Here is a 26,296-nt window from a genome sequence, read left to right as displayed (position 1 = left end):
GTTGCGACCCCCCGGCCGGGCGGTGCGGCCCGGCCCGGGCCCGGGCTCCCACGGGAGCGCCGCTCCCGAAGGAGCGCTGCTCCGGTTGGAGCGCCGGTCCTGGAGGGGGTGCGACCCCCTCCCCGCCGTTCCCCTCGACCCGCTTCCGACGTTCGAGGGGCTCCCCTCGGCGAGGAGGGGGCCAGGCGACGCACCGCTGGCACGACCGAAGTGCCCCCAGGGGAGGGTGGGTGCGTCACCGGCTTGGATCGACCGGCGGGCGGGCGGATGAGCCCCTGCCCGCACGCCGGTCGGGTCTGGCCTCCTGGTGGCGCGGGCACGACCGGATCAGGTACACGCCACCAGGAGGAGTCTGGGGGGGCCGTAGCCCCTCGGGTCAGGCGACCTCGCGGCCCGAGAGCCGCTCGACGCCGCGCAGCAGCGCCGAGTGGTCGAGCGAACCGTCGCCGTTGGCCCGGGCGGAGGCGACCAGCTGGGCGACCACGGCGCCGACCGGCAGCGCGGCGCCCACGGCGCGGGCGGCGTCGGTGACGATGCCCATGTCCTTGTGGTGCAGGTCGATCCGGAAGCCGGGGGCGAACTCGCGGTTGAGCATGTTCGCCTTCTTGCGGTTGAGCACCGTGGAGCCGGCCAGGCCGCCGCCGAGCACGTCCAGCGCGGCCGCGAGGTCGACGCCGGCGTTCTCCAGGAACACCACGGCCTCGGCGAGCACCTGGATGTTGACCGCGACGATCAGCTGGTTGGCGGCCTTGACGGTCTGGCCGGCGCCGTCGGGGCCGACGTGGACGACCGTGGTGCCGAGCGCGTCGAACAGCGGCTTCGCCTCGGCGAAGTCCGCCGCCTCGCCACCGACCATGATCGACAGCACCGCCTCGACCGCACCGGCCTCGCCGCCGGAGACCGGGGCGTCCAGGGTGCGCACGCCCTTCTCACGGGCGGCCTTGCCGACCTTGATGGAGGTCTGCGGGGTGATCGAGGACATGTCGATCACCAGGGTGCCGGCCTGGACGTTCTCCAGGACGCCGCCCTCACCGAGGATGACCGCCTCGACGTGCGGGTCGGCCGGGACCATGGTGATGACCACCTCGGCGTCCTTCACCGCTTCGGCGATGCTGGCGGCGCCGTGGCCGCCGGCCGCGACCACGGTGTCGATCGAGGCCTGGGAGAGGTCGAAGCCGGTCACGTCGTGGCCGGCCTTGACCAGGTTGACGGCCATGGGCTTGCCCATGATGCCGAGGCCGACGAAGGCAATCTTGCGGGAGGCGCTCATCGCGTCGGGTTCCTTACGTGTGCGGGTGGGGAGGGGTGACGGGCCGGACGGGCGCTGCGGTACGCCGCGTACGCGGACCGGACGGGCGCCGCGGGCGCCGGCTCAGCGGGCCGCGCGGGCCGGGCCGGCGGGCTGCGGGCGCCGGCTCAGCGGGCGGCGCGCAGCTCGCGCGGCAGCCAGTCGAAGCTGTCGGCGCTGACGCCGGTGGAGGGGCGGTACTCCAGGCCGATCGAGCCGGTGTAGCCGGCCGCACTGAGCCGGGCGAACAGGTCCTCGAAGTCCAGCTCGCCGGTGCCGGGCTCGTTGCGGCCCGGGTTGTCGGCGATCTGCACGTGGCCGATCCGGTCGGCGTAGGTGTCGATGACGGCCGCCAGGTCCTCGCCGTTCTTGGCCAGGTGGTACAGGTCGCAGAGGAACCTGGCGTTCCCCAGGCCGGTGGCGGCGTTGACCTTGTCGACCACCTCGACCGCGGCGGCCGCGGAGACCAGCGGGTAGTCCGGGGACTCGGCCTTGTTGAGGGCCTCGACCAGCAGGACGGCACCGATCCCGTGGGCCGCCCGGGCCGCGAGCACCAGGTTCTCCAGTGCGACCGCGTCCTGCTCGGCCGGCTCGACGCCCTCGACCCGGTTGCCGTACAGCGCGTTGAGCGCGGTGGCACCGAGCGAGGCGGCCAGTTCCGCGGCGACCGGGACGTTGGCCCGGAAGCGGTCCCGCTCGGACGGGACCGAGACGGTTCCCCGGGCGCCCTGGCTGAGGTCGTCCAGGAAGTTGAGGCCGGTGAGCCGGATGCCCGCGTCACTGAACGCCTTGCGCAGCGCGTCGAGCTCGGCCCGGTCCGGGCTGTGTTCGGTGCCGAAGGGCCACCAGAGTTCGGCGGCCGTGAAGCCGGCCGCCGCGGCGGCCGCGGGCCGCTCCAGCAGCGGGAGTTCGCCGAACAGGATCGACAGGTTGACCGTGAAGCCGTGCTTGGCAGCCGCCGTCACGTCCATCACCTCTCACTCTCTCTTCCTTCATCCGCAACTTCCACGATCCGGAAGAGGGATTCTGTGTGGTGGAAGCATCTCCGGCCCGCCGAGCGGGTGTCAAGGCTGCCGCAACATTTTGTTGAAGTAGCCCGGAGGGGTCCGCCCACCGGCCCCGCGACTGTTCGATCGCCCAGCCCCTGCCCCCGCCCACCCCCGCTCGCTACAGTGAGCAGGTGCGATTGATGGTGGAGTTCACGACAGAACCGTTCGAACTGGACACGTTCCCCGAGCACGCCGCGACGGCCCGCAAGGTCGTCGACGAGGCCGGCCTGGACGTGTCGGTCGGCCCCTTCGGGACCGGCGCCGAGGGCGAGGCCGACCAGGTCCTCGCCGCGGTGACCCGGCTGCTCCGGGAGACCCTGGACGCCGGGGCGACCCGCATCTCCGTCCAGGTGAGCGTGCTGGGAGAGGAGGGCGGTACGCCGTGACCGAGCACGTGGAGCACCCGCTCGCCGCGGCGGTCAAGCCGCTGCTGGACGCGGTCGGCGCGACGCCCGTCCCGCTGGACGAGGCGAAGGCCGAGGACGTCGTCCTGGAGTGGGAGGGCACCCCGGCCCTGGCCGTCCGGCTGCCGCACCTGAGCAGCGCGCTGGACCGGCTGCTGGCCGAGATGGCCCGGCAGTTCGACGGCCGCCCGCTGGCCGAGCTGGACCGCTGGGAGAAGCAGCGGGTCGTCGCCCTCCTGGAGGAGCGCGGCGCCTTCACCGTCCGCCACGGGGTCGAGACGGTCGCCTCGGCCCTGGGCGTCAGCCGCTTCACCGTGTACAACTACCTGAACCGCCAGGACGGCTCGAAGCCGTCCTGAGCGCGGCTCGCGAGGAGCTCGCGAACGGGTGACCCCGCCGCTGTGGACAGTCTCGACCGGCCCACGGCGGGGCACACTTGGCGAATCGCACACGAAAGGGCCCCGCAGCGCGGCCCGGTTCAAAACGTAACCACCAAGCGTTCAACAAACTGTTGACGGCAGGGTGGGGCCGATCTAGCTTTTCCGGGTGGCACCACTCTTCAGGAGGTCCACTCGTGACCAACCACCCCCACGCCCTCGACTCCCTGGCCGCGGCCGATGCCGCGAAACTTGAGGAGATCCTGCTGGAGATATGCTCCAGCCCCCGTTGGGCCGCCGCCGTCGCACAGGCCCGCCCCTGGTCCAGCCGTGAGGCCCTGCTCGCCGCCAACGCGGCGGCGATGGCCGCACTGACCGTCGCGGACCTGCATGACGCGATGGCCGGACACGCCCGGATCGGCCGGCCCAAGGAGGGCGACGCCACCTCCGAGCGCGAACAGGCCGGCATCCAGGGCGTGGACCGGGCGATCCTCGACGAACTGCGCGAGGCCAACGCCGCCTACGAGGCGAAGTTCGGCCACGTGTTCCTGATCTGCGCGACCGGCCGCACCGCGGCCACCATGCTCACGGCCCTGCGCGAGCGCCACCCCAACGACCCGGCCACCGAGGCGGAGATCGTCCGGGGCGAGCTGCGCAAGATCAACGACATCCGGCTGAACCGCCTCCTCGACGCGTCCTGACGCATCGTCAAGAATGCTTCGTGGGAGCGACGTCCCACTCGGGAGGCCTCACCCCGGACGTGCGCTCCGCGCGATCTGACGCACCATCATCTCTGCCATCAGTAAGGTCACTTCACCCATGACTGGCATCTCCACCCACGTGCTCGACACCAGCCTCGGCCGCCCGGCCGAGGGCGTCCCGGTCGAGCTCGCACTGCACACCGAGGGTGGCTGGCAGGTGCTCGGCACCTCCGCCACGGACTCCGACGGCCGGGTCAAGGACCTCCCGGCCGTGGAGGCGGGCTCGGTCGTCCGGCTGCTCTTCGACACCGGCGCGTACTACGCGCTCAAGTCCGCGGAGCAGCCGTTCTTCCCCGAGGTCTCGATCGTCTTCACGGTCGCGCCCGAGCAGCACCACTACCACGTGCCGCTGCTGCTGAACCCGTTCGGATACTCGGTCTACCGCGGAAGCTAGTAGACCGACCTGGAAGCTTAGGAGCCTGTCATGGCCCACGTGCTCGGTCAGAACCAGTACGGCAAGGCGGAGAACCGCATCGTCCGGGTCTACCGCGACTCCACCCGGCACGAGATCAAGGACCTGAACGTCTCGGTCTCCCTCCAGGGCGAGTTCGAGGACGTCCACCTCACCGGGTCGAACGCCAACTGCCTTCCCACCGACACCACCAAGAACACCGTGTACGCCTTCGCCAAGGAGTACGGCATCGACTCGGCCGAGGCCTTCGGCATCCTGCTGGCCCGGCACTTCGTCGACGACACCGAGCGCGGCGTCGTGCACAGCGCCCGGATCCGGATCGAGGAGTACGCCTGGGACCGGATCCGGACCCCGGACAGCTCGGCCCGGTTCATCGGCTCGGAGGAGGTCGGCCACTCCTTCGTCCGCACCGGCCAGGAGACCCGCACCACCGAGATCGTCTACGACGGCGAGCGGATCCAGGTCATCTCCGGCCTCAAGGACCTCATCGTCATGAACTCCACCAACTCGGAGTTCTGGGGCTACATCAAGGACCAGTACACCACCCTCCAGGAGGCGTACGACCGCATCCTCGCCACCCAGGTCACCGCCCGCTGGAAGTACGGCTACAGCGGTCGCGACGGCGAGGCCCAGCCCAACTGGAACCGCTCCTACACCCACGTGAAGCGGCACATGCTGGAGGCGTTCGCCGAGACCTACTCCTACTCGCTGCAGCAGACCCTGCACGCGATGGGCACCCGGGTCCTCAACAACCGCGCCGAGGTGGACGAGGTACGCCTCGAACTGCCCAACAAGCACCACTTCCTCGTCGACCTGGAGCCGTTCGGCCTCAAGAACGAGAACGAGGTCTACTACGCCGCGGACCGCATGTACGGCCTGATCGAGGGCACCGTGCACCGCGAGGGCGTCGTCCCGGTCATCCCGGTCGTCTGACCTCCCCCACCGGCACCTCCCCGTACCAGCCGTACCACCCGCGCCACCCGCGCCACCCGCACCACCCCATGGACTCCGCCCGGAATCGCCGCACCCTCCGGCCCGCTCGGGCCGGTCGAGTTCGGGCGGACCGCACCACCCGCACCATCCGCACCACGCTCCACCTGTTTCTCCACCCCCACCAACCGGAGTTCGTGCTCGCCTCGCGGCGGCCGGCCCGGGGCACTGGAGAAGCGTCCCGAGGGATCCTTGCTCCGCCGTCCCGCCCTCGGGGAGTCTCCAGCGCCACGGGCGCGCCGGGAGCCACGGGCACAAGAGGGGCTCGACATGGCACCCAGCAACACCAGCAGTAACGACGGCGGTTCCACCCCTGCAAGAACCCCAGGCCCGGACGGTACGTCGACCCGCCTCCCCGGCGGGCCGTCCGGGTCCGGGACCCACCCCGTGGACGAGGTGCTGCCCCCGGTGAAGCTGTTCTCCACCGGGCTCCAGCACGTCGCCGCGATGTACGCGGGAGTCGTCGCACCCCCGCTCATCGTCGGCGCCGGCGTCGGACTCTCCGCCACCGACCTCGCCCTGCTCATATCGGCCAGCCTGTTCACCGCCGGACTGGCCACCCTGCTCCAGACCCTCGGCATCTGGAAGATCGGCGCACGACTGCCGTTCGTGAACGGCGTGTCGTTCGCGGGCGTCGCGCCCATGATCGCCATTGCCAAGGGCTCCATCGAACGGACGGGGGGACCGAAGGACGCCCTCCCGGTGATCTTCGGCGCGGTGATCGTCGCGGGAGCACTGTGCTTCCTCGCGGCGCCGTACTTCTGCAAGCTCATCCGGTTCTTCCCCCCGGTCGTCCAGGGCACCGTGATCACCCTCATCGGGGTGTCCCTGCTCCCGGTGGCGGTGAACTGGGCGCGCGGCGGCTCGCCGGGCGCCCCCGGGTACGGCTCCGTGCGGGCCGTCGGCCTCGCCGCGATCACCCTCGTCGCGGTGGTGCTCTGCAACCGGCTGCTGCGCGGCTTCTGGCAGCAGCTGTCCCTGCTCATCGGCTTGGCGTTCGGCACCCTGGTCGCCTTCCCGCTGGGGCTGGCCGACTTCGGCGCGGTCCAGGACGCGAAGGTCTTCGCGCTCCCGTCCCCGTTCCACTTCGGCGCGCCCGCCTTCGACGCGGCCGCGATCGTCTCGATGTGCATCGTCATGGTGGTCTCGATGACCGAGTCCACCGCCGACATGCTCGCCCTCGGCAAGATCGTCGAGCGCGAGGCCGACGAACCCACGCTCGCCGCCGGCCTCCGGGCCGACGGACTGGCCACCGCGCTCAGCCCCGTCTTCAACGGCTTCGCCGCCAGCGCCTTCGCCCAGAACATCGGGCTGGTGGCGCTGACCAAGATCCGCAGCCGCTTCGTGGTCGCGGCCGGCGGCGGCATCCTGATCCTGCTGGGGCTCTTCCCGGTCCTCGGCTCGGTCGTCTCGCTGGTGCCGCAACCCGTCCTCGGCGGTGCCGGGATCGTACTCTTCGGCACGGTCGCGGCGAGCGGGATCCGCACCCTCGCGGAGGCCGGCATGGAGTCCAGCGCCAACACCATCCTGGTGTCGGTCTCGCTCGGTGTCGGCATCATCCCGATCGCCGTACCCACCTTCTACGACGCCTTCCCGGAGGCGGTCCGGACCCTGATGCACTCGGGGATCTCGGCCGGCTGCGTGATGGCCGTCCTGCTCAACCTGCTGTTCCACCACGTCGGAACCGCCCGCCGGTCCGAATCGCAGTCCAGATCCGGCGAGGCCCCCGGCGCGACGGTGCCGACGGCGACACCGTCCTGACCGGTCCGGGCAGGGGCGCACACCACGGTGCGCGCCCCTCCTGGCCCTCCCCCATAGGAGTGACACCATGGCAGTCCAGCCCCCGCCCGCCGACCAGCGGATCGTGATCGAGAACGTCGCGATCGCCACGGTCGACGCCGTCGACACCGAGTACGCCCGCGGCCACGTGGTCATCCTCGGCAACCGGATCGAATCCGTCGGCAACGGCCCCGCCCCGGCGTGGCTGGACAACGTGGTGCGCCGGATCAACGGGGAGGGCCACCTGCTCACCCCCGGCCTGGTCAACACCCACCACCACTTCTACCAGTGGATCACCCGCGGCCTCGCCCAGGACAACATCCTCTTCGACTGGCTGGTCGCCCTCTACCCGACCTGGGCCCGGATCGACGAGAAGCTCGTGCACGCCGCCAGCCAGGGCTCGGCCGCCGCCCTGCTCAAGTCCGGCTGCACCACCGCCTCGGACCACCACTACGTCTTCCCCAAGGACGGCGGCGACGTCCTCGGCGCCTCGATCGAGGCCGTCCAGGAACTCGGCCTGCGCTTCACCGCGCTGCGCGGCTCGATGGACCGCAGCAAGAAGGACGGCGGACTGCCGCCGGACCACGCCGTCGAGGAGCTGGACGACATCCTGGCCGCCTCCGAGGCCGCCGTCGACCGCTACCACGACTCCTCCTTCGGCTCGATGCTGCACATCGCGCTGGCGCCCTGTTCGCCCTTCTCGGTCTCCACCGACCTGCTCCGCCAGTCCGCCGAACTCGCCCGCCGCAAGGGCGTCCGGCTGCACACCCACGGCTCCGAGACGGCCGAGGAGGAGCAGTTCTGCAAGGAACTGTTCGGCATGGGGCCGACCGACTACTTCGAGTCGGTCGGCTGGCTCGGCGAGGACGTCTGGATGGCGCACTGCGTCCACATGAACGACTCCGACATCGCCAAGTTCGCCGAGACCGGCACCGGCGTGGCCCACTGCCCCTCCTCCAACGCCCGCCTGGCCGCCGGGATCGCCCGGGTGCCCGACATGCTCAAGGCCGGCGTACCGGTCGGGCTCGGCGTCGACGGCACCGCCTCCAACGAGTCCGGCGAACTCGGCACCGAGCTGCGCAACGCGCTGCTGATCAACCGGCTGCACGGCTACCCGACCGCGCTGACCGGGCGCCAGGCGCTGCGACTGGGCACCATGGGCGGCGCCCGGGTGCTCGGGCGGCAGAACGAGATCGGCTCCATCGAGGCCGGCAAGCTCGCCGACCTGGCGCTCTGGAAGATCGACGGGGTCATGCACTCCTCGATCGCCGACCCGGTCGCGGCCCTCACCTTCGGCGCGCTGCCGCCGCTGGCGACCCTGTTCGTCAACGGCAACGCCGTCGTCGAAAAGGGCGAGCTGACCACCGTCAACGAGGACCGGATCGCGCGTGCCTGCGCCCGCGCGGCCAAGGAGCTCGCCTCCCGGCCCGTCTGACGGTCCGCCGGGCCGGGCCGGAGCTGCCCTCCGGCCCGGCCCGGCCCACGGGTTCCGGAGCGCGCCCAGGGACGGTGCGTGACCCGGACTCCGTACGCCCGCCCGGGCGTGCGGACCGCGGCCCCGAACCCACGGCGAGGGTTCGGGGACGCGGCGTGCCCGGGGGCGGGGGGTGGGGGGTGAGGGCTGGGGGCGGGGGCGGGGGCGGGGGCGAACAGATAACAGCGAACGGATGACAGATGACAACTTTCATCATCTGTTATCCGTTCGCTGTTATCTGTTATCTGTCTTCTGTTATCTGTTCGCCGTCATCCGTCCGCCGCCGGCCGCCCGCCCGTCAGGCCGTGCGCCCCAGCGTCGCCAGATAGGCCCGCCAGCCGCCGTGGTGGGTGATCTCGCGGTGCACCCCGCGCTCGACCTCGCCGCGGGCGAGCAGCATCGAGAAGCACGCGGAGCCGTCCTCCAGCTCGATCACACCGAGCTCCAACTCCCTGGGCTCGCCGGGCAGGATGACGTCCCGCAGGCGCTCCAGGCTGACCTCGTACAGCTCGCCCTCGATCGCGGTGTCGACGGACGGGTCGGCCAGCAGCCCCGGGCAGACGTCCGTCCCGCCGCTGTGGTCGATGGAGAAGAAACGGTAGCCGGGGGCGGTGCGGGCCGGGCCGATCAGGGCGTCGGCGACCTTGGCGTGGAACGGTCCGCCGACCATCGCCTGGCCGTTGAAGAAGATGCGTGCCATCGGTGAACTCCTCAGGAGAGTAAGGCCGTACAAAGAAAAAAGACCGTTCCGCACGGCGACGAGAGGACAGGTGGATTCGTCGCCGTACGGAACGGAGCAAAGGGCGGCGGAACTGCTACGACCCGGCAGGCGGAAGCGGCGGCGCCGGCGGATAGATTGGTGCTCGGCCCAGCAGGGGGAGCGCGGGGAGGGTCAGGAAGTCCGCGAACTCCTCGGCCAGGGCGACCTGTTCGAAGAGCTGGGCGGCCTCGCGCCAGCGACCGGCCTGGTAGGCCTCGTCGCCGAACTCGGCACGCAGTTCGGCCAGTTCGGTGGCGACCAGGGTGCGGACCAGCTCGGCGGTGGCCTTCTCGCCGGTGTCGGACAGCACGACCCCGTTGTGGATCCACTGCCAGATCTGCGAGCGCGAGATCTCGGCGGTGGCCGCGTCCTCCATCATGTTGAAGATGCCGACCGCGCCGAGCCCGCGCAGCCAGGCCTCGATGTAGCGGACGCCGACCTGGACGGCGTTGTGCAGCCCGGCCCGGGTGCAGGTGCCCCCGGCGCCCGCGATGTCGAGCAGTTCGGCGGCGGTGACCGGCTCGGCCGGGCCCGGGTTGTCCTTCTGGTCGGGCCGCTCGCCGAGCACCACGTCGAAGGAGGCCCGGGCGACCGGGACGAGGTCCGGGTGGGCGACCCAGGAGCCGTCGAAACCGTTGCCGGCCTCGCGGTCCTTGTCCGCCTTGACCTTCTCCAGCGCGGCGGCGTTGACCTCCGGGTCCCGGCGGCTGGGGATGAACGCGGCCATGCCGCCGATCGCGTGGGCGCCGCGCTTGTGGCAGGTTCGCACCAGCAGCCGGGTGTAGGCGGCCATGAACGGCGAGGCCATGGTGACGCTGTTGCGGTCCGGCAGGATGTAGTGCTCGCCGGCGTCGCGGAAGTTCTTGACGATCGAGAACAGGTAGTCCCAGCGACCGGCGTTGAGGCCGGCCGCGTGGTCGCGCAGCTCGTAGAGGATCTCGTCCATCTCGAAGGCCGCGGTGATGGTCTCGATCAGCACGGTGGCCCGGACGGTGCCGTGCGGGATGCCCAACTCGGCCTGGGCGTGGGTGAACACGTCGTTCCAGAGCCGGGCCTCGAGGTGGCTCTCGGTCTTCGGCAGGTAGAAGTACGGGCCGGAGTTGGGGTCCTCGGCGCCCTTGGCGATGAGCCGGGCGGCGTTGTGGAAGAAGTACAGGCCGAAGTCGACGAACGCGCCGGCCACCGGGACTCCGTCGACCAGCAGGTGGTTCTCGTCCAGGTGCCAGCCGCGCGGGCGGACCACGACGGTGGCGAGTTCGGCGGCGGGCTTGAGGGCGTAGGCCTTGCCGGCCGGGCTGGTGAAGTCGATCCGGTTCTCGAAGGCGTCGATCAGGTTGACCTGGCCGCTGACCACGTTCTCCCAGGTCGGGGAGGTGGCGTCCTCGAAGTCGGCGAGCCAGATCCTCGCCCCGGAGTTGAGCGCGTTGATGACCATCTTGCGGTCGGTGGGCCCGGTGATCTCGACCCGGCGGTCCTGGAGGGCGCGCGGCGCCTCGGCGACCTTCCAGTCGCCGGCCCGGACCTCGGCGGTCTCGGGGAGGAAGTCCAGCGTGCCGGTGCGGGCGATCTCGGCGCGTCGGCTCTTCCGCCTCGCCAGGAGCTCCTGTCGACGACCCTCGAAGGCGCGATGGAGGCCCACGACGAAGGCGACCGCCTCCGGGGTGAGCACCTCCTCGGCCCGATGGACGCGCGGTCCGGCGACAGTGACGACCGGAGCGGCGGGGGAGGCGCCGACGGGCCCCTGATCTGCAGCCATGAGCAGGACACTCCTAAGACGGTTGAGCCTGGCGAAGGGAGCTCCGGTGGGAACTTCCTCGGGAACTTCCTCGATCGTTACCCGCCTGTCGGCGGGTTCGATTCTGTAAGGTGGAGACTAGTTTCCGCGATACAGAATTTCAACGGTTTGTTGAAGAGGTCGCCGGGACTCTACTCCTCCCCGACAGCGAAGGGAACGCCGGTGGTTGCGACCCCCGACACAGCATCGACGACAGGCGCCGACCGCGCGAGCGGCGGCGTGCAGTCCGTCGAGCGCGCCTTCCAACTCCTGGAGGCGCTGGCCGACTCGGGCGGCGTGGCCACCCTCAGTGAGCTCTCCACCAGCTCCGGCCTCCCGATGCCGACCATCCACCGACTGGTTCGTACCCTCGTCCAGCAGGGCTATGTCCGCCAGGACACCGCCCGCCGCTACACCCTCGGCCCCCGGCTGATCCGGCTCGGCGAGACGTCCGGCCGCCTGCTCGGCAGCTGGGCCCGCCCGTACCTGGCCGAGCTCATGGAGGCCACCGGCGAGACCGCCAACCTGGCGGTGCTGGAGGGCGGCGAGGTGGTGTACGTCGGGCAGGTGCAGTCCCGTCGCTCGATGCGGATGTTCACCGAGGTCGGACGGCGGGTCCAGCCCCACTGCACCGGCGTCGGCAAGGCGCTGCTCGCCCAGCTCCCCGAGGACGAGGCGCGCGCGGTCCTGGGCCCCAACCCGCTGCCAGCGCACACCGAGTACACCCTCACCGATCCGCAGGAGCTGATGGACCAGCTCGCCGAGGCACGCGAGCGCGGGTACGTGGTCGACGACCAGGAGCAGGAGATCGGGGTCCGCTGCATCGCCCTCGCCGTCCCGGGCGCACCCACGCCCACCGCGCTCTCGGTCTCCGGCCCGGAGGCCCGGATCCGGGCACTGGAGGAGCAGGCTGGAGCGTCCGCGCTGGTACCGGTGATGCACCAGATCGCGGCCCGGCTCGGGCAGGTCCTGGCACCTTGACGATCCGTCAATCACCGTCGGGGGCAGGTGTGATCCGGTGACGATCCGGCGCCCGCCGTTCGAGTGGACGGCGGGTGAGTTGCGCCCGGTCGCGGCGGTCGCTCGGACACCCTGGTGCGGACGCGGCCCGCGACGGCGCGGGCCGCCGGAGCACGGGAACAGGGTGAACGGCGTGGAACAGCACGGAGTACGGGGCGGCACGGGGCGCAGGAGGTTCGGCGGGGCCGGATTGGTCGCGGCGGTGACGGCCGGCTGCGCGGTCGCCGCGCTGGCCGCCGGCCCGTCCTGGGCCGTGCGGCACCCGGTGCCGCGTCCGGAGCTGGGGGTCGTCGAGGCGGGGGTGCCCGAAGCGTCCACCCTGCCCGCCGTTGTCGCCGCGCCGTCCGACTCCGACCTGGAGGTGGTCGGGATCGACCCGGACCCGGCACCGCCTGGCGGCAGGACCAGCGTTCACGCCTTCATCGACAACCGCGGCCCGGACACCACGGCATCGCCGTTCGACGTCGTGGTCACCCTGCCGGCAGGGGTCACGGCGGATGAGCCGTTCTTCCCCGAGACGTGCAGGGCGTCCGCGAACAAGCGCTTGGTGCGCTGCACCTTCGGGCCCGGCCTGCGGGAGGGACGCACCGCGACCGCGATCGTCCCGCTGCGGATCTCCCCCGACACGCCCTTGGGCGTGCTGACCGGCGGGGAGGTCTCGGTGCACAGCCCGGACGACCGGCATCCGCGCAACAACCGGCAGCCGTTCGACATCAGGGTCGTCGAGACGGCGGGCGGCTGACGGACCGGATCGCCCCACCGGTCACCGGCCGCCGGCGAGCGGCTGCCGGACGTCCGATGACCGGTGGGGCGGGCTCGTGGCTACCGGTAGACGCGGTTACCGGTACACGCGGACGTAGTCGGCGGCCATGGTGATCGGGGCGGTCCCCTGCGGCGCCGGGTGGTACTTGCCGGCGCTCACCGAGAGGTTGAGGATCAGGTACGCCGAGAAGTTGGCCCCGACGCCCTTGCCGTCCGAGTACACCTTGACGCCGTTGACGTACCAGTCCACCGAGTTGGCGCCGTAGTAGGTGCCGATGGTCACCCACTGGTCGGCGGCGACGGCGCTCGCGTCGGTGTAGTAGTCGGGGTTGCCGGGGTTGACGTGGTTGGTCAGCTCCAGCAGGTTCGGGTTGTCGGGGTGGTACTCGAAGGAGTCGATCTCCCCGTTGCCGTTCTTCCAGGTCCACAGGGCGGGCCAGGCGCCGGTGCCGGCGGGCAGCTTGACCCGGGTCTCGGCGTAGTCGCCGGTCTTGACCTGGAAGCCCTCGGCGGAGCCCTCGGTGGTCAGGAAGCCCGTGTTCCAGGACTGCTTGCCGTTCTCCAGGGTGGGCCCGCCCGGGGTGGCGGTGAAGGTGGCGACGCCGTTCGCGACGGCGACGTTGTTCCTGTTCAGCCAGTCGAGCTTGTTGTCGTCCGGGTTGTGGTTCCCGTACTTGTACGAGGTGCTCTTGTCGCCGACCCAGCGCTGGCCCCAGCTGATCGGGCCGTTGAACTCGTCGGACCAGGTCAGCGACTTGCCCGCGATCGGGGAGGACGGCGCCGTGGTCGTCGGAGTGGCCGTGGCGCTCGGGGTGGTGGTCGGGGTCTGGGTCGGCGTCGCGGTGGGGGTCGTGGTGGGCGTCGCGGTGGGGATCGTGGTGGGCTTCGCCGTCGGGGACGGGGTCGGCGTGGGCGTACCCGTGGCCGAGACCACCAGCTGCTGCGAGGGCAGGTTGTGCCACGCGCCGCCGAGGTCCTGCCAGAAGCCGAACTGGGTGTACGTCCCCGCGGGCAGGGTGCGGGCCGCACTGGTGTAGTTGAATCCGCCCGGGCAGATCTGCACGTTGCTCGCGTTGCCCGGGAAGTCCAGGTTGGTGCCGCGCGCGTCACGGACGCCGACGCCGACGGTCCTGGCGGTGAAGCAGGACGAGGAGTGCAGGGCCAGCGAGGCGGTGCCGGCCTTGCCGGCGACCATCGTGGCGGGGGCGAGCCGGTCCTGGGTGACGGTCGGGCCGGTGGCGGCCTGGGCACCGGAGACGGACGGCAGGCCGAGCAGGCCGGCACCGGTGATGGCGAGCGCACCGGTCGTGGCGAGGGCGGCGTTGCGGCCCCGGTGGGACGGACGGGCGTGGCGGGGCGCGCGACGGCGCCGGGCAGGCTGGTGCATGGGGATCCTCTGCGACGCCTGCGAGGTGAGCTGTCGGATTCGGGCTGCAGTTGCCCGGCCGCCTGTGGAGCGGCTTCACCCCTAGCCTCGACCCGCACGCTGGTGCGTACGGGCCGGGCGCTGACCTTGGTTCCCCCGCTCCCGTCCGCTGTGGTGCTCGGGTACTCGCCGGCGGGTGGACGGGACTCGGCGTCCCGGCGGCGGGGTCCGCGACAGCGGACGACGAGTGCAGGCTAGGCAGGCCGTCCGTGGACGGACAACCTGATCAAGCCGGTTGTCGCGCAGCTCACAGTGGTGTCGATCAACGACGCTGCGTGGTGGCCGAGTTGATCACTGGAGTCGACGCCGGCGGATCACCCCGTACGGGGCCTCCCGGGATGTCGGCCGACCCGTCCGCGGGTACCCGATCGGACCCGCCGTGCGGCCCGCCCGGGGTGCCGGTCGCACACGGTGCGCGGTGCGGCGGTGGCGGACCGTACCGTGACCGCCGTGGCGTGGAGCCGCCCGAATCCGCCCGGTCGGATAAATTGGAGCCCTGGGATTTTCCGCGGTGCACAAGAGCACCGGCCAGAGCCGTACGACCCGTCCCCCGTTCCAGAGAAGAGGTTCCGCCCCACCATGACCGCGCCCCTGCCCGCCTTCGCCGGCCGTACCTACGTCTTCCGGGCCGACAACGGCGCGGCCTTCCGCAACTCCTACTCGGCCGACGGCACCCGGCTGCGCTGGGAGGGCCTCGGTGAGTCGGCGGGCCAGTGGGAGGACGTGCGACTGCACGTGGCCGAGGTCGCACCGGAGATCTACTTCATCAGCTGGACGGAACAGAGCGGGATCACCGTCAGCCACGTGATGGACCTCAACGCGCTGACCGTACGGGCCTTCTGGACCTTCGAGGGCGAGGGCGGCCGGGTCGGCCAGCTGCACACCGGGACGCTGGAACGGGTCGCCTGACCGGCGCCGGAACGGGCCGAACCCCCGGGAGCCGCGGCTTCCGGGGGTTCGGCCCGTTCCGTGCGTTCTGCGTGTCCTGCGCGGTCCGCGTGTTCCGTGCGTTCCGTGGGCGGCGCCGTCAGACGGTCTGGCCCGGGTGGCCCGGCTGGTTCGGAACCTTGAGGTGCTGGGACAGCCACTCCAGCGAGGACGGCAGCAGGGCGCTCCAGGTCTCGAAGTTGTGGCCGCCGTTCTCGAGCATGCTGTAGGAGACCTTCATCGGGCTCTTCGCGGCCTCGATGAACGCCTCGGTGTCATGCTTGTAGTTGCCGTCGCCCTTCTTGGTGCCGGCCAGCAGCACGGAGACGTTCGGCTGCGGCAGGTTCTTCAACCGCCACATCAGGTCGGCCTCGTTGCGGCGCTGCTTGCTGCCGCCGAAGAGGTCGCCGGTGGTCGGGTCGTCGGCCGCCTCGTAGTACCCGGACAGGGACACGGCGGTCGGGAAGACGTCCGGGTGCCGCATGGCCAGCTTGAGCGCGCAGTAGCCGCCGGTGGAGTTGCCCATGACGGCCCAGGCCTGCGGGTCGGTCGAGACCCGGTAGCTGGCCTGGACCGCCGACGGGACGTCCTTGGTGAAGTACGTGTCGGACTGGGCGCCGCCCGGGATGTCCTCACACTCGGTGTCCTGCGGCAGCGCGGGCGAGGGGCGCATCAGGACCATGACGGTCGGCTGCATCCGACCCTCCTGCAGCAGCTTGAGCGCGGCGCCCGGGTAGTTGAAGCGGGTGATCAGGTTCTCGGCGATTCCTGGGAATCCGGTGCTGACGATCACGGCCGGGAACTGCTTCTGCGCGTACTCGGGCTGGAAGTACTGCGGCGGAAGGTAGACGTAGCCCTCGGTCGACAGCCGGCTCTCCTTGCCGTCGATCCGGACCTTGCGGATCTCGCCGGACTGGCTGGGCTCACGGCCCATGGCGCCGCCGCCCTTGACCGAGGCCTGGCCTATGGTCTCGACCAGCAGTCGGCCGGAGGCGTCCGCCTTGTTGTGGATGACCACCGGGCCGGTGCTGCCCGTGCCCATCAGATCGTCCCAACTGCTGTAGAAGGCGAAGTAGTTGTTCGCCACCAGCCCGAGCGCGGCGAGCACCGCCAGCTGGGTGGCGAGTAGCGCACCGATCCGGCCGAGCACCGCCTGCCAGCTCTTCCGGGCGAGTCTGGGCCAGAGCCAGACCGTGCCGACCATCATCACGACCGCCATCAGCACGGCCAGTGCCAGCACCTTGTGGCTCGTCAGACCCATGTTCCAGTTGCTCCCACGCCTCGAACTCCGCGCCCCCTCCGCTCAGGGACATCCGAGGAGGTCACCCCGGTTCCCCCACCGGGGCGCGAGCACCAACCCTAGCGGGAGCTGGGAGGAAGCTGATCGGGGGCTGTGGGCAGGCCGCGAACAGATGACAGGGTTCAACTTTCAGATGACAGCTTTCAGATAACAGATAACAGATTTCAAAAGTTGTTCGCTGTCATCTGTCAGCTGTCATCTGAAAGCTGTCATCTGTTCGCCGTCACCCGCTCGCCGCCGACCCGCTACTCCCCCGCCGGCCGGGCCCACAGTCGCAGCCCCGCCGTGAGTTCGCGCATGCAGCGGGCGCCGAGGTCCTGCGGGGAGCCGGGGCCGGTGACGGCGGCGTCGGAGCCGGCCCACTGCTCCAGGGCCACCCGGATCGCCGCCGTGGCCGCGGCCGCGGCCAGCCGGACCTCCAGCGGATCGGTGCCGCCCGGACAGCGGGCGGCCAGCACTCCCCGCAGCCGCTCCTCCGACCCGGCGTGGACCCGCTGCCAGGTGCCGTCCAGTCGCGGGTCACGCAGCAGGTCGCGGGTCCAGTGCATCGCCTCGACGGCCGCGTCGTCGGCCGGGGTGAGCGACTCGACGGCCGAGCGCTCCAGCGCCTCGCGCAGCGGGACGTCCGCCGGACTCTCGGCCAGCAGGTCCACCCAGCGCTGCCCGCCGGCCGCCAGCAGCGGGGCGACGGCGTCCTCCTTGACGGAGAAGTAGCGGTAGAAGGTGCGCAGCGAGATGCCCGCGGCGGCGGCGATCTCCTCGGCGGTGGTCGCCTCGGCGCCCCGCTCGGCGAAGAGCGCGGCGGCGGTGCGGGCGATCTCCAGCCGGGTGGCGTCGCGGCGGCGCTGGGTCAGGGTCGGGCGTCCGGTCACAGGGGTCAGCGTACGCAGACGGCCACGGTCACGACACATCGCGCCAGAATGGCACATCCAGACTTCTTGGCACAACGTGCCACATCGGCGTACCGTGCCTCTTGAGGCCGAGAGACCACGAACGAAGGAGTACCACCATGGAGCGCTTCAACGGACGGAACGTCCTGATCACCGGCGGCGGCTCTGGCATCGGCCAGGCGACCGTGCACCGGATCCTCGCCGAGGGCGGGAAGGTCGTCGCCGTCGACGTCAACGAGGACGGCCTGAAGAAGACCCTGGACCGCGCGACCGCCGAGGGCACCGCCGACCGCCTGACGATCCAGGTCCTGGACATCTCGGACGAGGCCGCCGTGGTGGCGGGCGTCGCCGAGGCCGTCGCGGGCCTGGGCGGTCTGGACGTCCTGGTCAACGCGGCCGGCATCCTCCGCTCCTCGCACACCCACGAGACCACCCTGGAGTTCTGGAACAAGCTCCTCGCGGTGAACCTGACCGGCACCTTCCTGATGACCCGCGAGGCGCTCCCCGCGCTGCTCGCCGCCGGCAAGGGCGTGGTGGTCAACTTCAGCTCCACCTCGGCGAGCTTCGCCCACCCCTACATGGCCGCCTACGCCGCGACCAAGGGCGGCATCCAGTCCTTCACCCACGCGATCGCCTCGGAGTACTCGAAGCAGGGCCTGCGCGCGGTCTGCGTCGCACCGGGCAGCATCGACAGCGGCATGACCAACAACCCGGGCCTGCCCGCCGACGCCGATTTCAGCCTGCTGGCCAAGCTCTCCCCCGCCCTCGGCCAGGGCTTCGCGGGCCCCGACACGGTGGCCGGCGTGATCGCCATGCTGGCCTCCGACGACGGCGCCTTCGTCACCGGCACCGAGCTCCGGATCGACGGCGGCACCCACATGTGAGCCCCGGCCGGTCGTCGGCGGGGTCCCTGCCCTCCCCCATCGGGCACGGGCCCCGTCGGCGTCCTCCTTCTCGGGCGGTGCGCGTCCTCCTCGGGCGGTCGGTGTCCTCCTCCTCGGGCGAGCGGCTTCGCCAGCAGCCGTTCGCGGGTGGTCCCGTCCGCGAGGCCGACCGGGGTGCCGTCGAGCAGGGCCGCCGGGTGGAGGGCCCCGGAGCGCTGGCGCGCCCGGCTCCGCCTCCCGGGTGCGGCGCGTCGGTCAGCGTGGCCGCCACCGTATGGGCGGGCGGCCACGGCCGTCAGCCGGTCGCCCGGGCGTGCCGACCGTTCGAGGCCACGCCCCGCCGGGCGTCGCGGTGGGCGGCGAGGGCGTTGCCGGCCGCCGCGACCGCGGCCCCGAGCAGCAGGAACGCCACCGCCAGCAGGACGCACGCCCCCGCGATCCGGCGGTAGCCGCCGTGCCGGGCGGGGTCGAGGAACGGGTACGGGTACCAGTCGGCCGCGTGGCCGCGGAGCAGCGCGTACGCCACGTAGACCAGCGGGAACCCCAGCCAGCCGAGCACCGCCCGGGCCCGGACCGGCCGGGCGGGCGGGTCGACCAGCCAGTCGGCGAGCACGAGCAGCGGCATCACGCGGTGGACCACGTCGTCCACCCACGGGATCACCAGCGGCGCCGGGTACGTCGCCAGCAGCGTGCCGTACGCCAACCCGGTGACCACCAGGTAGAGCACCACGGCGCCGCGCACCGCGTCCGGTACGGGCCGGCGGCCGGTCAGCCCGGCCCAGCCGCCGTAGCCGAGGACGGCCGCGCCGGCGAGGTTGGCGAGGTTGGTGAAGTAGCTGAGGAAGTTCACCACCCCGGAGCCGTCCGTCGCCGCGTGGTAGCCGGAGAAGCAGAGCGCGACGGCGAGGAAGGCCGCGACGGCGAGCCGGGCGGGGGCGAGCCACGAGTGCATCGTCGGAACCGCCTCTCTGGGGCGTGGTCCGGACAGGGGCTCTTCGGATTCAAACCCCGGCGGGCGGACTCGGCCACACGAGGGACCGCATCAGGGCGTGCGCGTCCGGGGGTGCGGCTCAAGGGGGGACGACTCAGGGGACGCCTCAGGGGACGCGACTCAGGGGGTGCGCCAGTGCGTGGCCAGGGCGGCCGCCGGGTTGGCGACCAGCAGCAGGTCGCCCAGCTCGGGCCCGAAGGTGCGGGCCAGTCGCGGGGCGAGGTCGGTGAGCAGCCGGGTGGGGCCGCCTACCTCGCGGGCCGTCCGGGTGGTGGTGTCGGCCCCGAGCAGGAGCCGGTCGGCGTGGCCCGCCTCGACCAGGTCGGCGATCACCTCGAAGGCCTGGAGGTCGGCGGGGTGGCCGATCCGTGAGGGGCTGTCCAGGGCGAGGAACGCCCCCTCGGCGGCGAGGCTGCGGTGCAGCGACCGGTCGGTGAAGCGGGTGAGGTGGCCGAGGAGGATGCGGTCCGGGGCGACGCCGTGCCGCCGGTGCAGCCGGTCCAGGACGACGTGCGGGTCGCCCTCGGGTTCGAGGTGGACGGCGATCGGGGCGCCGGTGGCATGGTGCGCCTCGGCGGCGGCGGCCATCGTCCGGCGGGTGTGTCCGGTCAGCGGGCCCGCGTCGTCGGCGATCTTGATCAGGCCGGCCCGGACGCCCTCGGGAGCACCGGGGAGCCCGGTGCTGAGCTCGGTGACGAAGTGCGCGGCGAGGTCAGCCGACGCGGCGGGGCCTCCGGGCGCGCCGGGGGTACCGGCGGGGAAGAGGCCTTCGGGGTAGTGGGCGGCCTGGTGGGCGCCGGTGGCCGCGATCACGTGGACGCCGGTCGCGCGGGACAGTGCGGCGAGGTCGCCCGCGCCGCGCCCCATGCCCCGCGGGGTCCACTGGACGAAGGAGCGGCCGCCGGCCGCCGCGTACCCGCGCAGCACCGCCTCGGCGGCGACCGGATCGTCCAGCTCCTGGCCGGGGAGCAGGGGGCTGCGGATGAAGAGGTGGTCATGGGAGTCGGTGACGCCCAGGTCGCCGGGGGCGAGATCGCCCAGGACGGTCCGTACGGTGCGGGTGGCGGTCATGCCGCGCCTCCCGCCGGGGAGTCGGTCACGGGAGCGTCGGCCGACGGGGCGTCGGCCGGCGGGGCTGGGGGCGTCGGCGCGTCGGCCGGCGGGGCCGCGGACGCCGCGAAGGTGGCGGTGGCGACCCGGAGGCCGGCCAGGGCCTTGGGGACGCCGACGTACGGGGCCAGGTGGACGATCACCTCGGTGATCTCCTCACGGCTCATCCCGATCCGCAGGCTGTTGCGCACGTGGTCGGCAAGCTGCGGCTCGACCCCGCCGAGGGCGGTGAGCGCGGCCAGGTTGGCGATCTGGCGGTCGCGCAGGGCGAGGCCGGGGCGCTGGTAGGTACCGCCGAACAGGCTGGTGACGATCCAGTCGGCGAAGCCGGGGGCGAGCGCGTCCAGGCCCCCGAGGGTGCCGGCGGCGGCCGGGCCGGCGAGCTCGGCGAGCAGAGCGTAACCGGCTTCGCGGTCGAGCGGCGCCGGTGTGAGGTCGGCGGGGACGATGTCGATCGGGACGGGGTCGGCCGAAGCGGGGGCGGCCGAAGCGGGGTCGGCCGGGGTGAGGGGCCGGGGCACGGCGGTGGCGGTGGAGGAGTCGGTGGCGGGGGTCGTGGCGGGCATCGCGGCGAGGGGGCCTTTCACCAGTGGCGGCCGGCCGGCAGCCGGTCGAGTTCGGGGCGGGACAGGTGCAGCACCCGGAAGCGGGTTCCGGGCGCGTCCTCCGGGACGGGGCCGGACCAGAGGGCGAGGCTGAGCAGTTCCCAGCGGCTCGGGTCCACGGCGACGGCGGCGGTGTGCAGGGCGGGGTTCGACGGGTGTGCGGGGAGCTCGGCGAGAGCCCGCTCGACGGCCTCGGCCGGGTCGGCGGTCTCCGGCAGCCGGACGAGCGTGCGGGTGGCGGTGCTCGGAGCCTCCGTCCGGGCGCCCCCGGCCAGGCCCGCGCCGAGCCAGTGGCGGACGACCGGGCGGCCGAAGTCGGCGCTCAGGCCGCGGAAGCCCGGGCCCCAGAGGAAGCGGTTCATGCCTTCGGCGGTGCGCCAGAGGTAGAACGGCGCGTACTGGTTGACCGGCGATCCGTCCCGGCCGCGTTCGCGGACCAGGTATGCCTTGAGGCCGAGGCCGGGGTGGGTGTCCAGCAGGTGGCCCTTGTCGGCCACGCGCTGACGGATGACGGCCATGTCGTAGTCGGCGGGGAGGGTGATCTCGTACTGCATGGCGTGCACGGCGGGCTCCCTGGGTCGGGGGCGAGTGGCGGCCGTCGAGTCGCGGTCGGCGGCTGACGGGCTCGGCTGACGGGCTCGGCGGACGGTCCCGGCTGACGGTCCCGGCTGGCCGGCTCGGCTGGTGAACGGGGAGGCGGGTCGCCGCCCGTCAGGCTCGGCGGTGGGTGGCCAGCAGGCCGAGGGCACCGCGGACGGCCTGTTCGAAGGGGGCGGCGCTGTCCGCGGCGCGGGCCAGGACGTAGCCGCCCTGGACGACGGCGACCACGGCCGCGGCCGTGTCCGCCGGGTCGAGGCCGGTGGCGAACTCACCGTGCGCCTGGCCCTCGGCGATCAGCTCGGCGATCCGGCCGCGCAGCCAGTCGAAGGTCTCCTCGACCGGGGCGCGCAGCTGCGGGTCCGCGACCACGTCCGGGTCCTGGGCCATCCGGCCGATCCGGCAGCCGCGCAGCACCTCGCGGTCACGGTGCAGGTAGGCGGCGATCCGGTCGTACGCGGTGCCGGGGGCGGCGAGGTCGGCCTCGGCGATGCTCCGCATCTGCTCGGCGCTGCGGCGCAGGGCAGCGGCGGCGAGGTCGGGCTTGCCGTCGAAGTGGTGGTACATGCTGCCCTGGCCGACGCCGGAGCGCTGCTGGATGGCCTTCGGGCTGGTGCCGACGTAGCCGCGCTCCCAGAGGAGGGCCTGAGTGCTCTCGATGAGGCGGTCCTGGGTGGTCATGGCCCCACTGTACATACCAGTAGGTACAGAGGGAAGGGGTTTCTCCGACATCGGAGGTGCGGCGGAGGTGCGGCGGAGTCGGGCGAGGTCGGTGGGGCCGGCGGGCGCCGCCCGGCGGAGGGAGGCGGAAAGACCGAGGGCCGTGCGCCGCCCCCCGGCGGCCACGGCCCCTCGACCGTTCGTCATCCCCCGCGCCGACCATGGGCATTCGGCCCGGACCGGTGGCGCGCGTCACGTTACGCACGGTGTCGGGCGTCACGCCGGGTAGGGAGTGCGCGGCGCCCTGCGCGGGCGGGCGTTCAGGGCAGTTCGCGCCGGATCACCGGTGCCACCTCGGCCGCGAACAGCTCCAGTTGCTCCCGCTGCACGTCCTCGGTCAGCGCGTCGACCCCGATCCCGACCACCTCGTTGCCGAAGGCCTCGTGGTAGCGGTGGATCTTCTCGATCACCTGCTGCGGGCTGCCGACCAGGGCCGAACCCTCCTCCAGCGCGTCCTCCAGCGAACGGAACGGCGAGTTGTTGTGCTTGCCCGCGGCCGAGTTGACCATGGCGTCCCAGTACGGACGGAAGCCCTCCACCGCGTCCTGCGAACGCCTGGCGACGTACAGTCCACCGAAGCCCGCGCCCACCCGGGCCTCCTTCGGGTCGCGGCCGTAGTGCTCCCAGCGCTCGCGGTAGTCCTCCACCAGGGCGCGGTACTTGGCCAGCGGGTGGAAGGAGTTGGCGGAGAACAGCGGATCGCCGTAACGGGCCGCGAGGTCGGTCGAGCGGGTGCTGGTCGCGCTGCCGTGCCAGACCGGGATCGGATCCTGGAGCGGGCGCGGCGACACGGTGGCCTCCGTGAGCGGCGGGCGGGTCGAGCCCCGCCACGTCACCTTCTCCTCCCGCCAGAGCCGGTGCAGCAGGCCGTAGTTCTCGGCGAGCGCCTCCCACTGGCGCTCCTCGGGGAGGCCGAACAGCCCGAAGTGGCGCGGGTCGTTGCCCTTGCCGATGATCAACTCGATTCGGCCCCCGGAGAGTTGGTCGAGCATCGCGTAGTCCTCCGCGACCCGGACCGGGTCCAGGATGCTGAGCACCGTCACCGTGGTGAACAGCCGGATGGCGCTGGTGCGGGCGGCGATCGCGCTCAGCAGCACGGGAGGCGCCGGGGAGAGGAACGGGTCGCCGTGCCGCTCCCCCACCCCGTAGCCGTCGTAACCGAGTTGTTCGGCGAGGACGGCCTGGTCGACCACGTTCCACAGCTTCTGCTGCGGGGTGCGGTGGATGCCGGTGACGGGGTCGGGGGCGTTGGCGACGAGGGACGAGACGGTGAACCGCACGGCGGTCTCCTTGGGGCGCTCGGTGGTCGGACGACGGAACGGCACTGGGCCGTCCGGGGCGCTGCGGGTGCGGGACGCGCGGGGTACGCGACCGACGCGGGGAGCCCGCGGTGCGGAGCCCGTGGTGCGGAGCCCGTGACGCGGTGGGCATGGCGCGGTGGGCGTGGCGCGGTGGGCGTGGCGCGATGGGCGTGGCACCGGCGGAGGCGCGGGTACGGCGGCGCTGCGCTCGGACGGGCAGCACCGGGGGCGGACCGGGGCGGGCCTGACGGCCCGCGGGCGGCGTCAGCGCAGGGTGCTGCGGCGGTGGCGGCGACAACAGCGGGGCACGACGGTCACGGTGGCCTCGGCCGCTACGGTCCGGACTGCCATCACGCTCCCCCTCCGCCTCGTCCGGGCGCGGCCGCAACCGGCCCCGCGCCGTCCCACCTGGTCCTCCGCGAGGATAAGCAGCGGAAGGAGGCGGGGCAAGACACTCCCGGGGACTTGATCGGGCGGGGCCGACTGGCAAGATGTCCGGCATGAGCTACCTCGCCGCGGATGACCGCTATGCCTCGATGACCTACCGGAAGGCCGGCCGCAGCGGAGTTCAGCTGCCCGCCGTCTCACTGGGGCTCTGGCACAACTTCGGTGACGCCCAGCCGCTGGACGTGCAGCGGGCGGTGCTGCGCCGGGCCTTCGACCGGGGCGTCACGCACTTCGACCTGGCGAACAACTACGGACCGCCGTACGGGAGCGCGGAGCGCAACTTCGGCTACCTGTTCGCACAGGACTTCCGGCCGTACCGCGACGAGCTGTTCATCGCCACCAAGGCCGGCTGGGACATGTGGCCCGGCCCGTACGGGAACGGCGGCAGCCGCAAGTACCTGCTGGCCAGCCTGGACCAGTCGCTGGGCCGGATGGGGCTGGACTACGTCGACGTCTTCTACTCGCACCGCTACGACCCGGACACCCCGATCGAGGAGACGATGGGCGCGCTGGACAGCGCGGTGCGCTCGGGCCGGGCCCTGTACGCGGCGATCTCCAACTACCCGGCGGAGCAGCACCGGGAGGCGGTGGCGATCCTGCGCGAGCTCGGGACGCCGGTGCTGCTGAACCAGTCGGCGTACTCGATCCTCAACCGGAACGTGGAGGAGGGTGGCGTGCTGGAGGCGGTGGGCGACACCCGGACCAGCCTGATCGCTTACTCGCCGCTGGCCCAGGGCCTGCTGACGGACCGCTACCTCTCGGGCCGGGTCCCGGCCGGGTCGCGCATGTCGGTGGGGAAGTTCCTGACCGAGGAGGTGCTGACCGAGTCGAAGCTGGACCAGCTGCGGGCACTGAACAAGGTCGCCGAGGAGCGCGGCCAGACGCTGGCCCAGCTCGCCCTGTGCTGGGTGCTGCGGGACCCGCGGGTGGTCTCGGTGATCATCGGCGCGAGCAGCGTGGCCCAGCTGGACCAGAACCTCGACGCACTGGCCGGCGGGCCGCTGACGGAGGAGCAGCTGGCGGAGATCGACCGGCTGAGCGCGTGACGGGAACGGGCCACGGGTGACGGGCGACAGATGACGGATGACAGCTGACAGATTTCGAAATCTGTCAGCTGTCATCTGTTCGTCGACATCTGTCATCCGTCAGCTGTCGACGGTTACCTGTCAGCCGTCAGCGGCGGATGCCCAAGGCCGGAAGAACCGTTTCTGCCACCCGGTGGGCCTCCTCCAGCAGCGGGTTGCCGGAGAGGATGAAGGTGTCGACGCCCAGCGCCTCGAACTCCTTCAACCGCTCGACCACCTGGGCCGTCGAGCCGACCACCGCCGTCCCCGGACCGGGCCGGAACAGACTCATGCCGGGCCAGAGATTGGGGTAGGCCTCCAGCTCCCGGGCTCGCGCCGGGACCTTTCCGCCGTGCTGACGGAACTGGCGCTGCCAGCCCACGCCGTCCTCCCCCTCCGCCGATCCCAGCTGCCGGGCGTACGTCGCCTCGCTCGTCACGTCCAGCAGCCGGTCGGCGGCGGCCCAGGCCTCCTCCTCGGTGTCCCGGACGACCAGGTGCAGCCGCAGCCCGATCCGCAGGCTCCGTCCGTGCGCGGCGGAGCGCTCGCGGACCAGGTCGAGCTTCTCCTTGAGCAGGTGCGGTGGCTCGCCCCAGGTCAGGTAGACGTCCACGTGCTGGGCGGCCATCTCGATTCCGGCCGGCGAGCTGCCGCCGAACCAGAGCGGGATGCCACCGGGCTGCACCGGGGTGAGCTCGCGCAGGCTCGCACCGGCGTTCTTCAACCGGTAGAACTCGCCCTCGTGGTCGAAGACTTCGCCGGAGGTGAGGCGCTTGACGATCGACCAGTACTCGGCGCTGAGGCGGTAGCGGTCGTCGTGCTCGACGTCCAGACCGTACTCGCGGAGCTGCGCGGTGGAGCCGTTGACCACGTTGAACCGCAGCCGCCCGCCGTGCAGGCGGTCGAAGCTGAGCGCCATCTTGGCGAGCAGGGTGGGCGAGACCAGCCCGGGATGGACGGCCAGCAGCGGCTTGAAGGCCGGTCCGGTGGCGGCGGCGAGCGCGCTGCCGAGCGTCCAGACGTCGTACAGGTCGGTGGCGAGCAGCGCACCGGTGTAGCCCAAGCGCTCGACACTGCCCGCGAGTTGCTGCAGGTACCGCAGGTCCACCGGGCGTCGGCCGGACGGCTCCCAGGGGTAGTGCCCTTCGCGCGGGATGATGTACCAGAGGACTTCGGAGGCCACG

Annotated in this window: 26 protein-coding genes and 1 riboswitch; of the genes, 12 read left to right on the top strand and 14 right to left on the bottom strand. The window is 72.2% G+C overall.

What is annotated here, in order from left to right; genetic code table 11:
* Positions 1 to 376 precede the first annotated feature (376 nt).
* Together ACZ58X_RS04725 and ACZ58X_RS04720 are read right to left on the bottom strand one after the other, a co-directional pair.
* Positions 377 to 1,270 (bottom strand): 2-hydroxy-3-oxopropionate reductase, encoded by an 894-nt coding sequence (locus tag ACZ58X_RS04725; RefSeq protein WP_470332228.1) that lies wholly within the window; start codon positions 1,268 to 1,270, stop codon positions 377 to 379.
* A gap of 146 nt (positions 1,271 to 1,416) precedes the next feature.
* Positions 1,417 to 2,259, bottom strand: coding sequence for a TIM barrel protein (locus ACZ58X_RS04720; RefSeq protein WP_470332227.1), 843 nt, complete (start codon positions 2,257 to 2,259; stop codon positions 1,417 to 1,419).
* A 218-nt stretch (positions 2,260 to 2,477) separates the two neighbouring features.
* On the opposite strand from ACZ58X_RS04720, the gene ACZ58X_RS04715 reads away from it, so the two are divergent.
* The 7 genes from ACZ58X_RS04715 (at position 2,478) to ACZ58X_RS04685 (ending at position 8,495) form a co-directional block, all read left to right on the top strand.
* A complete protein-coding gene (locus ACZ58X_RS04715; protein WP_380404961.1) occupies positions 2,478 to 2,723 on the top strand; it encodes a thiamine-binding protein in 246 nt (81 codons plus the stop codon).
* Positions 2,720 to 3,100: a helix-turn-helix domain-containing protein gene (locus tag ACZ58X_RS04710; protein WP_360229668.1), complete on the top strand. Its 381-nt coding sequence runs from the start codon at positions 2,720 to 2,722 to the stop codon at positions 3,098 to 3,100. The genes ACZ58X_RS04715 and ACZ58X_RS04710 overlap by 4 nt, the downstream gene beginning before the upstream one ends.
* Positions 3,101 to 3,315: 215 nt before the next feature.
* Entirely contained in the window at positions 3,316 to 3,819 is a 504-nt protein-coding gene (gene uraD / locus ACZ58X_RS04705; RefSeq protein ID WP_470332226.1) for a 2-oxo-4-hydroxy-4-carboxy-5-ureidoimidazoline decarboxylase, read from the top strand.
* Between the two features lie 118 nt (positions 3,820 to 3,937).
* On the top strand, positions 3,938 to 4,273 hold the full coding sequence (gene uraH / locus ACZ58X_RS04700) for a hydroxyisourate hydrolase (protein WP_470332225.1): 336 nt from the start codon (positions 3,938 to 3,940) through the stop codon (positions 4,271 to 4,273).
* Positions 4,274 to 4,303: 30 nt separating this feature from the next.
* Positions 4,304 to 5,224: a factor-independent urate hydroxylase gene (gene pucL / locus ACZ58X_RS04695; protein ID WP_470332224.1), complete on the top strand. Its 921-nt coding sequence runs from the start codon at positions 4,304 to 4,306 to the stop codon at positions 5,222 to 5,224.
* Between the two features lie 327 nt (positions 5,225 to 5,551).
* Complete coding sequence (locus ACZ58X_RS04690; protein ID WP_470332223.1) at positions 5,552 to 7,042, top strand: nucleobase:cation symporter-2 family protein; 1,491 nt, start codon at positions 5,552 to 5,554, stop codon at positions 7,040 to 7,042.
* A gap of 67 nt (positions 7,043 to 7,109) precedes the next feature.
* Positions 7,110 to 8,495 (top strand): 8-oxoguanine deaminase, encoded by a 1,386-nt coding sequence (locus tag ACZ58X_RS04685; RefSeq protein WP_470332222.1) that lies wholly within the window; start codon positions 7,110 to 7,112, stop codon positions 8,493 to 8,495.
* Positions 8,496 to 8,832: 337 nt separating this feature from the next.
* Here the strand turns inward: ACZ58X_RS04685 and ACZ58X_RS04680 are convergent, their stop codons facing one another.
* A complete protein-coding gene (locus tag ACZ58X_RS04680) occupies positions 8,833 to 9,234 on the bottom strand; it encodes an allophanate hydrolase-related protein (RefSeq protein ID WP_470332221.1) in 402 nt (133 codons plus the stop codon).
* 115 nt (positions 9,235 to 9,349) lie between these two features.
* On the bottom strand, positions 9,350 to 11,050 hold the full coding sequence (aceB, locus tag ACZ58X_RS04675; protein WP_470332220.1) for a malate synthase A: 1,701 nt from the start codon (positions 11,048 to 11,050) through the stop codon (positions 9,350 to 9,352).
* Positions 11,051 to 11,251: 201 nt separating this feature from the next.
* Between aceB and ACZ58X_RS04670 the strand changes: the two genes are divergently transcribed.
* Complete coding sequence (locus ACZ58X_RS04670; protein WP_380521128.1) at positions 11,252 to 12,049, top strand: IclR family transcriptional regulator; 798 nt, start codon at positions 11,252 to 11,254, stop codon at positions 12,047 to 12,049.
* Between the two features lie 172 nt (positions 12,050 to 12,221).
* Entirely contained in the window at positions 12,222 to 12,830 is a 609-nt protein-coding gene (locus ACZ58X_RS04665) for a hypothetical protein (RefSeq protein WP_470332219.1), read from the top strand.
* A gap of 96 nt (positions 12,831 to 12,926) precedes the next feature.
* On the opposite strand, the gene ACZ58X_RS04660 is transcribed toward ACZ58X_RS04665, so the two are convergent.
* Positions 12,927 to 14,237 (bottom strand): glycoside hydrolase family 16 protein, encoded by a 1,311-nt coding sequence (locus tag ACZ58X_RS04660; RefSeq protein ID WP_470332218.1) that lies wholly within the window; start codon positions 14,235 to 14,237, stop codon positions 12,927 to 12,929.
* Positions 14,238 to 14,403: riboswitch (cyclic di-AMP (ydaO/yuaA leader) on the bottom strand.
* A 452-nt stretch (positions 14,404 to 14,855) separates the two neighbouring features.
* Here ACZ58X_RS04660 and ACZ58X_RS04655 point away from each other — a divergent pair.
* Entirely contained in the window at positions 14,856 to 15,185 is a 330-nt protein-coding gene (locus tag ACZ58X_RS04655; protein ID WP_375891436.1) for a phenolic acid decarboxylase, read from the top strand.
* 118 nt (positions 15,186 to 15,303) lie between these two features.
* On the opposite strand, the gene ACZ58X_RS04650 is transcribed toward ACZ58X_RS04655, so the two are convergent.
* Both ACZ58X_RS04650 and ACZ58X_RS04645 read right to left on the bottom strand, forming a co-directional pair.
* Positions 15,304 to 16,464 (bottom strand): alpha/beta hydrolase, encoded by a 1,161-nt coding sequence (locus tag ACZ58X_RS04650; RefSeq protein WP_470332217.1) that lies wholly within the window; start codon positions 16,462 to 16,464, stop codon positions 15,304 to 15,306.
* Positions 16,465 to 16,748: 284 nt separating this feature from the next.
* Entirely contained in the window at positions 16,749 to 17,414 is a 666-nt protein-coding gene (locus ACZ58X_RS04645; RefSeq protein WP_470332216.1) for a TetR/AcrR family transcriptional regulator, read from the bottom strand.
* A gap of 98 nt (positions 17,415 to 17,512) precedes the next feature.
* Between ACZ58X_RS04645 and ACZ58X_RS04640 the strand changes: the two genes are divergently transcribed.
* On the top strand, positions 17,513 to 18,277 hold the full coding sequence (locus ACZ58X_RS04640; RefSeq protein ID WP_470332215.1) for an SDR family NAD(P)-dependent oxidoreductase: 765 nt from the start codon (positions 17,513 to 17,515) through the stop codon (positions 18,275 to 18,277).
* 295 nt (positions 18,278 to 18,572) lie between these two features.
* Here the strand turns inward: ACZ58X_RS04640 and ACZ58X_RS04635 are convergent, their stop codons facing one another.
* From ACZ58X_RS04635 to ACZ58X_RS04610, 6 genes are all read right to left on the bottom strand, one after another.
* Positions 18,573 to 19,229: a Pr6Pr family membrane protein gene (locus ACZ58X_RS04635; protein ID WP_470332214.1), complete on the bottom strand. Its 657-nt coding sequence runs from the start codon at positions 19,227 to 19,229 to the stop codon at positions 18,573 to 18,575.
* 159 nt (positions 19,230 to 19,388) lie between these two features.
* Positions 19,389 to 20,339 carry a phosphotriesterase family protein gene (locus ACZ58X_RS04630; RefSeq protein WP_470332213.1) on the bottom strand — a complete coding sequence of 317 codons (951 nt, stop codon included), beginning with the start codon at positions 20,337 to 20,339 and terminating at the stop codon, positions 19,389 to 19,391.
* A complete protein-coding gene (locus ACZ58X_RS04625) occupies positions 20,336 to 20,944 on the bottom strand; it encodes a carboxymuconolactone decarboxylase family protein (protein WP_470332212.1) in 609 nt (202 codons plus the stop codon). The genes ACZ58X_RS04630 and ACZ58X_RS04625 overlap by 4 nt, the downstream gene beginning before the upstream one ends.
* A 17-nt stretch (positions 20,945 to 20,961) precedes the next feature.
* The gene (locus ACZ58X_RS04620; protein WP_470332211.1) at positions 20,962 to 21,546 is read right to left on the bottom strand and encodes a DUF4865 family protein; all 585 of its coding nucleotides are present in this window, start codon (positions 21,544 to 21,546) and stop codon (positions 20,962 to 20,964) included.
* A 148-nt stretch (positions 21,547 to 21,694) separates the two neighbouring features.
* On the bottom strand, positions 21,695 to 22,261 hold the full coding sequence (locus ACZ58X_RS04615; RefSeq protein WP_470332210.1) for a TetR/AcrR family transcriptional regulator: 567 nt from the start codon (positions 22,259 to 22,261) through the stop codon (positions 21,695 to 21,697).
* A 299-nt stretch (positions 22,262 to 22,560) separates the two neighbouring features.
* Positions 22,561 to 23,580 (bottom strand): LLM class flavin-dependent oxidoreductase, encoded by a 1,020-nt coding sequence (locus ACZ58X_RS04610; RefSeq protein ID WP_470332209.1) that lies wholly within the window; start codon positions 23,578 to 23,580, stop codon positions 22,561 to 22,563.
* Between the two features lie 521 nt (positions 23,581 to 24,101).
* On the opposite strand from ACZ58X_RS04610, the gene ACZ58X_RS04605 reads away from it, so the two are divergent.
* Positions 24,102 to 25,094 (top strand): aldo/keto reductase, encoded by a 993-nt coding sequence (locus ACZ58X_RS04605; protein WP_470332208.1) that lies wholly within the window; start codon positions 24,102 to 24,104, stop codon positions 25,092 to 25,094.
* 127 nt (positions 25,095 to 25,221) lie between these two features.
* Here the strand turns inward: ACZ58X_RS04605 and ACZ58X_RS04600 are convergent, their stop codons facing one another.
* Entirely contained in the window at positions 25,222 to 26,295 is a 1,074-nt protein-coding gene (locus ACZ58X_RS04600; protein ID WP_470332207.1) for an LLM class flavin-dependent oxidoreductase, read from the bottom strand.
* Position 26,296: the final 1 nt, after the last annotated feature.

It is taken from the genome of Kitasatospora sp. NPDC040550 (assembly GCF_055594965.1).
The sequence above is the reverse complement of the archived record's forward strand: the minus strand, read 5'-3'. Positions and strand labels throughout refer to the sequence as shown.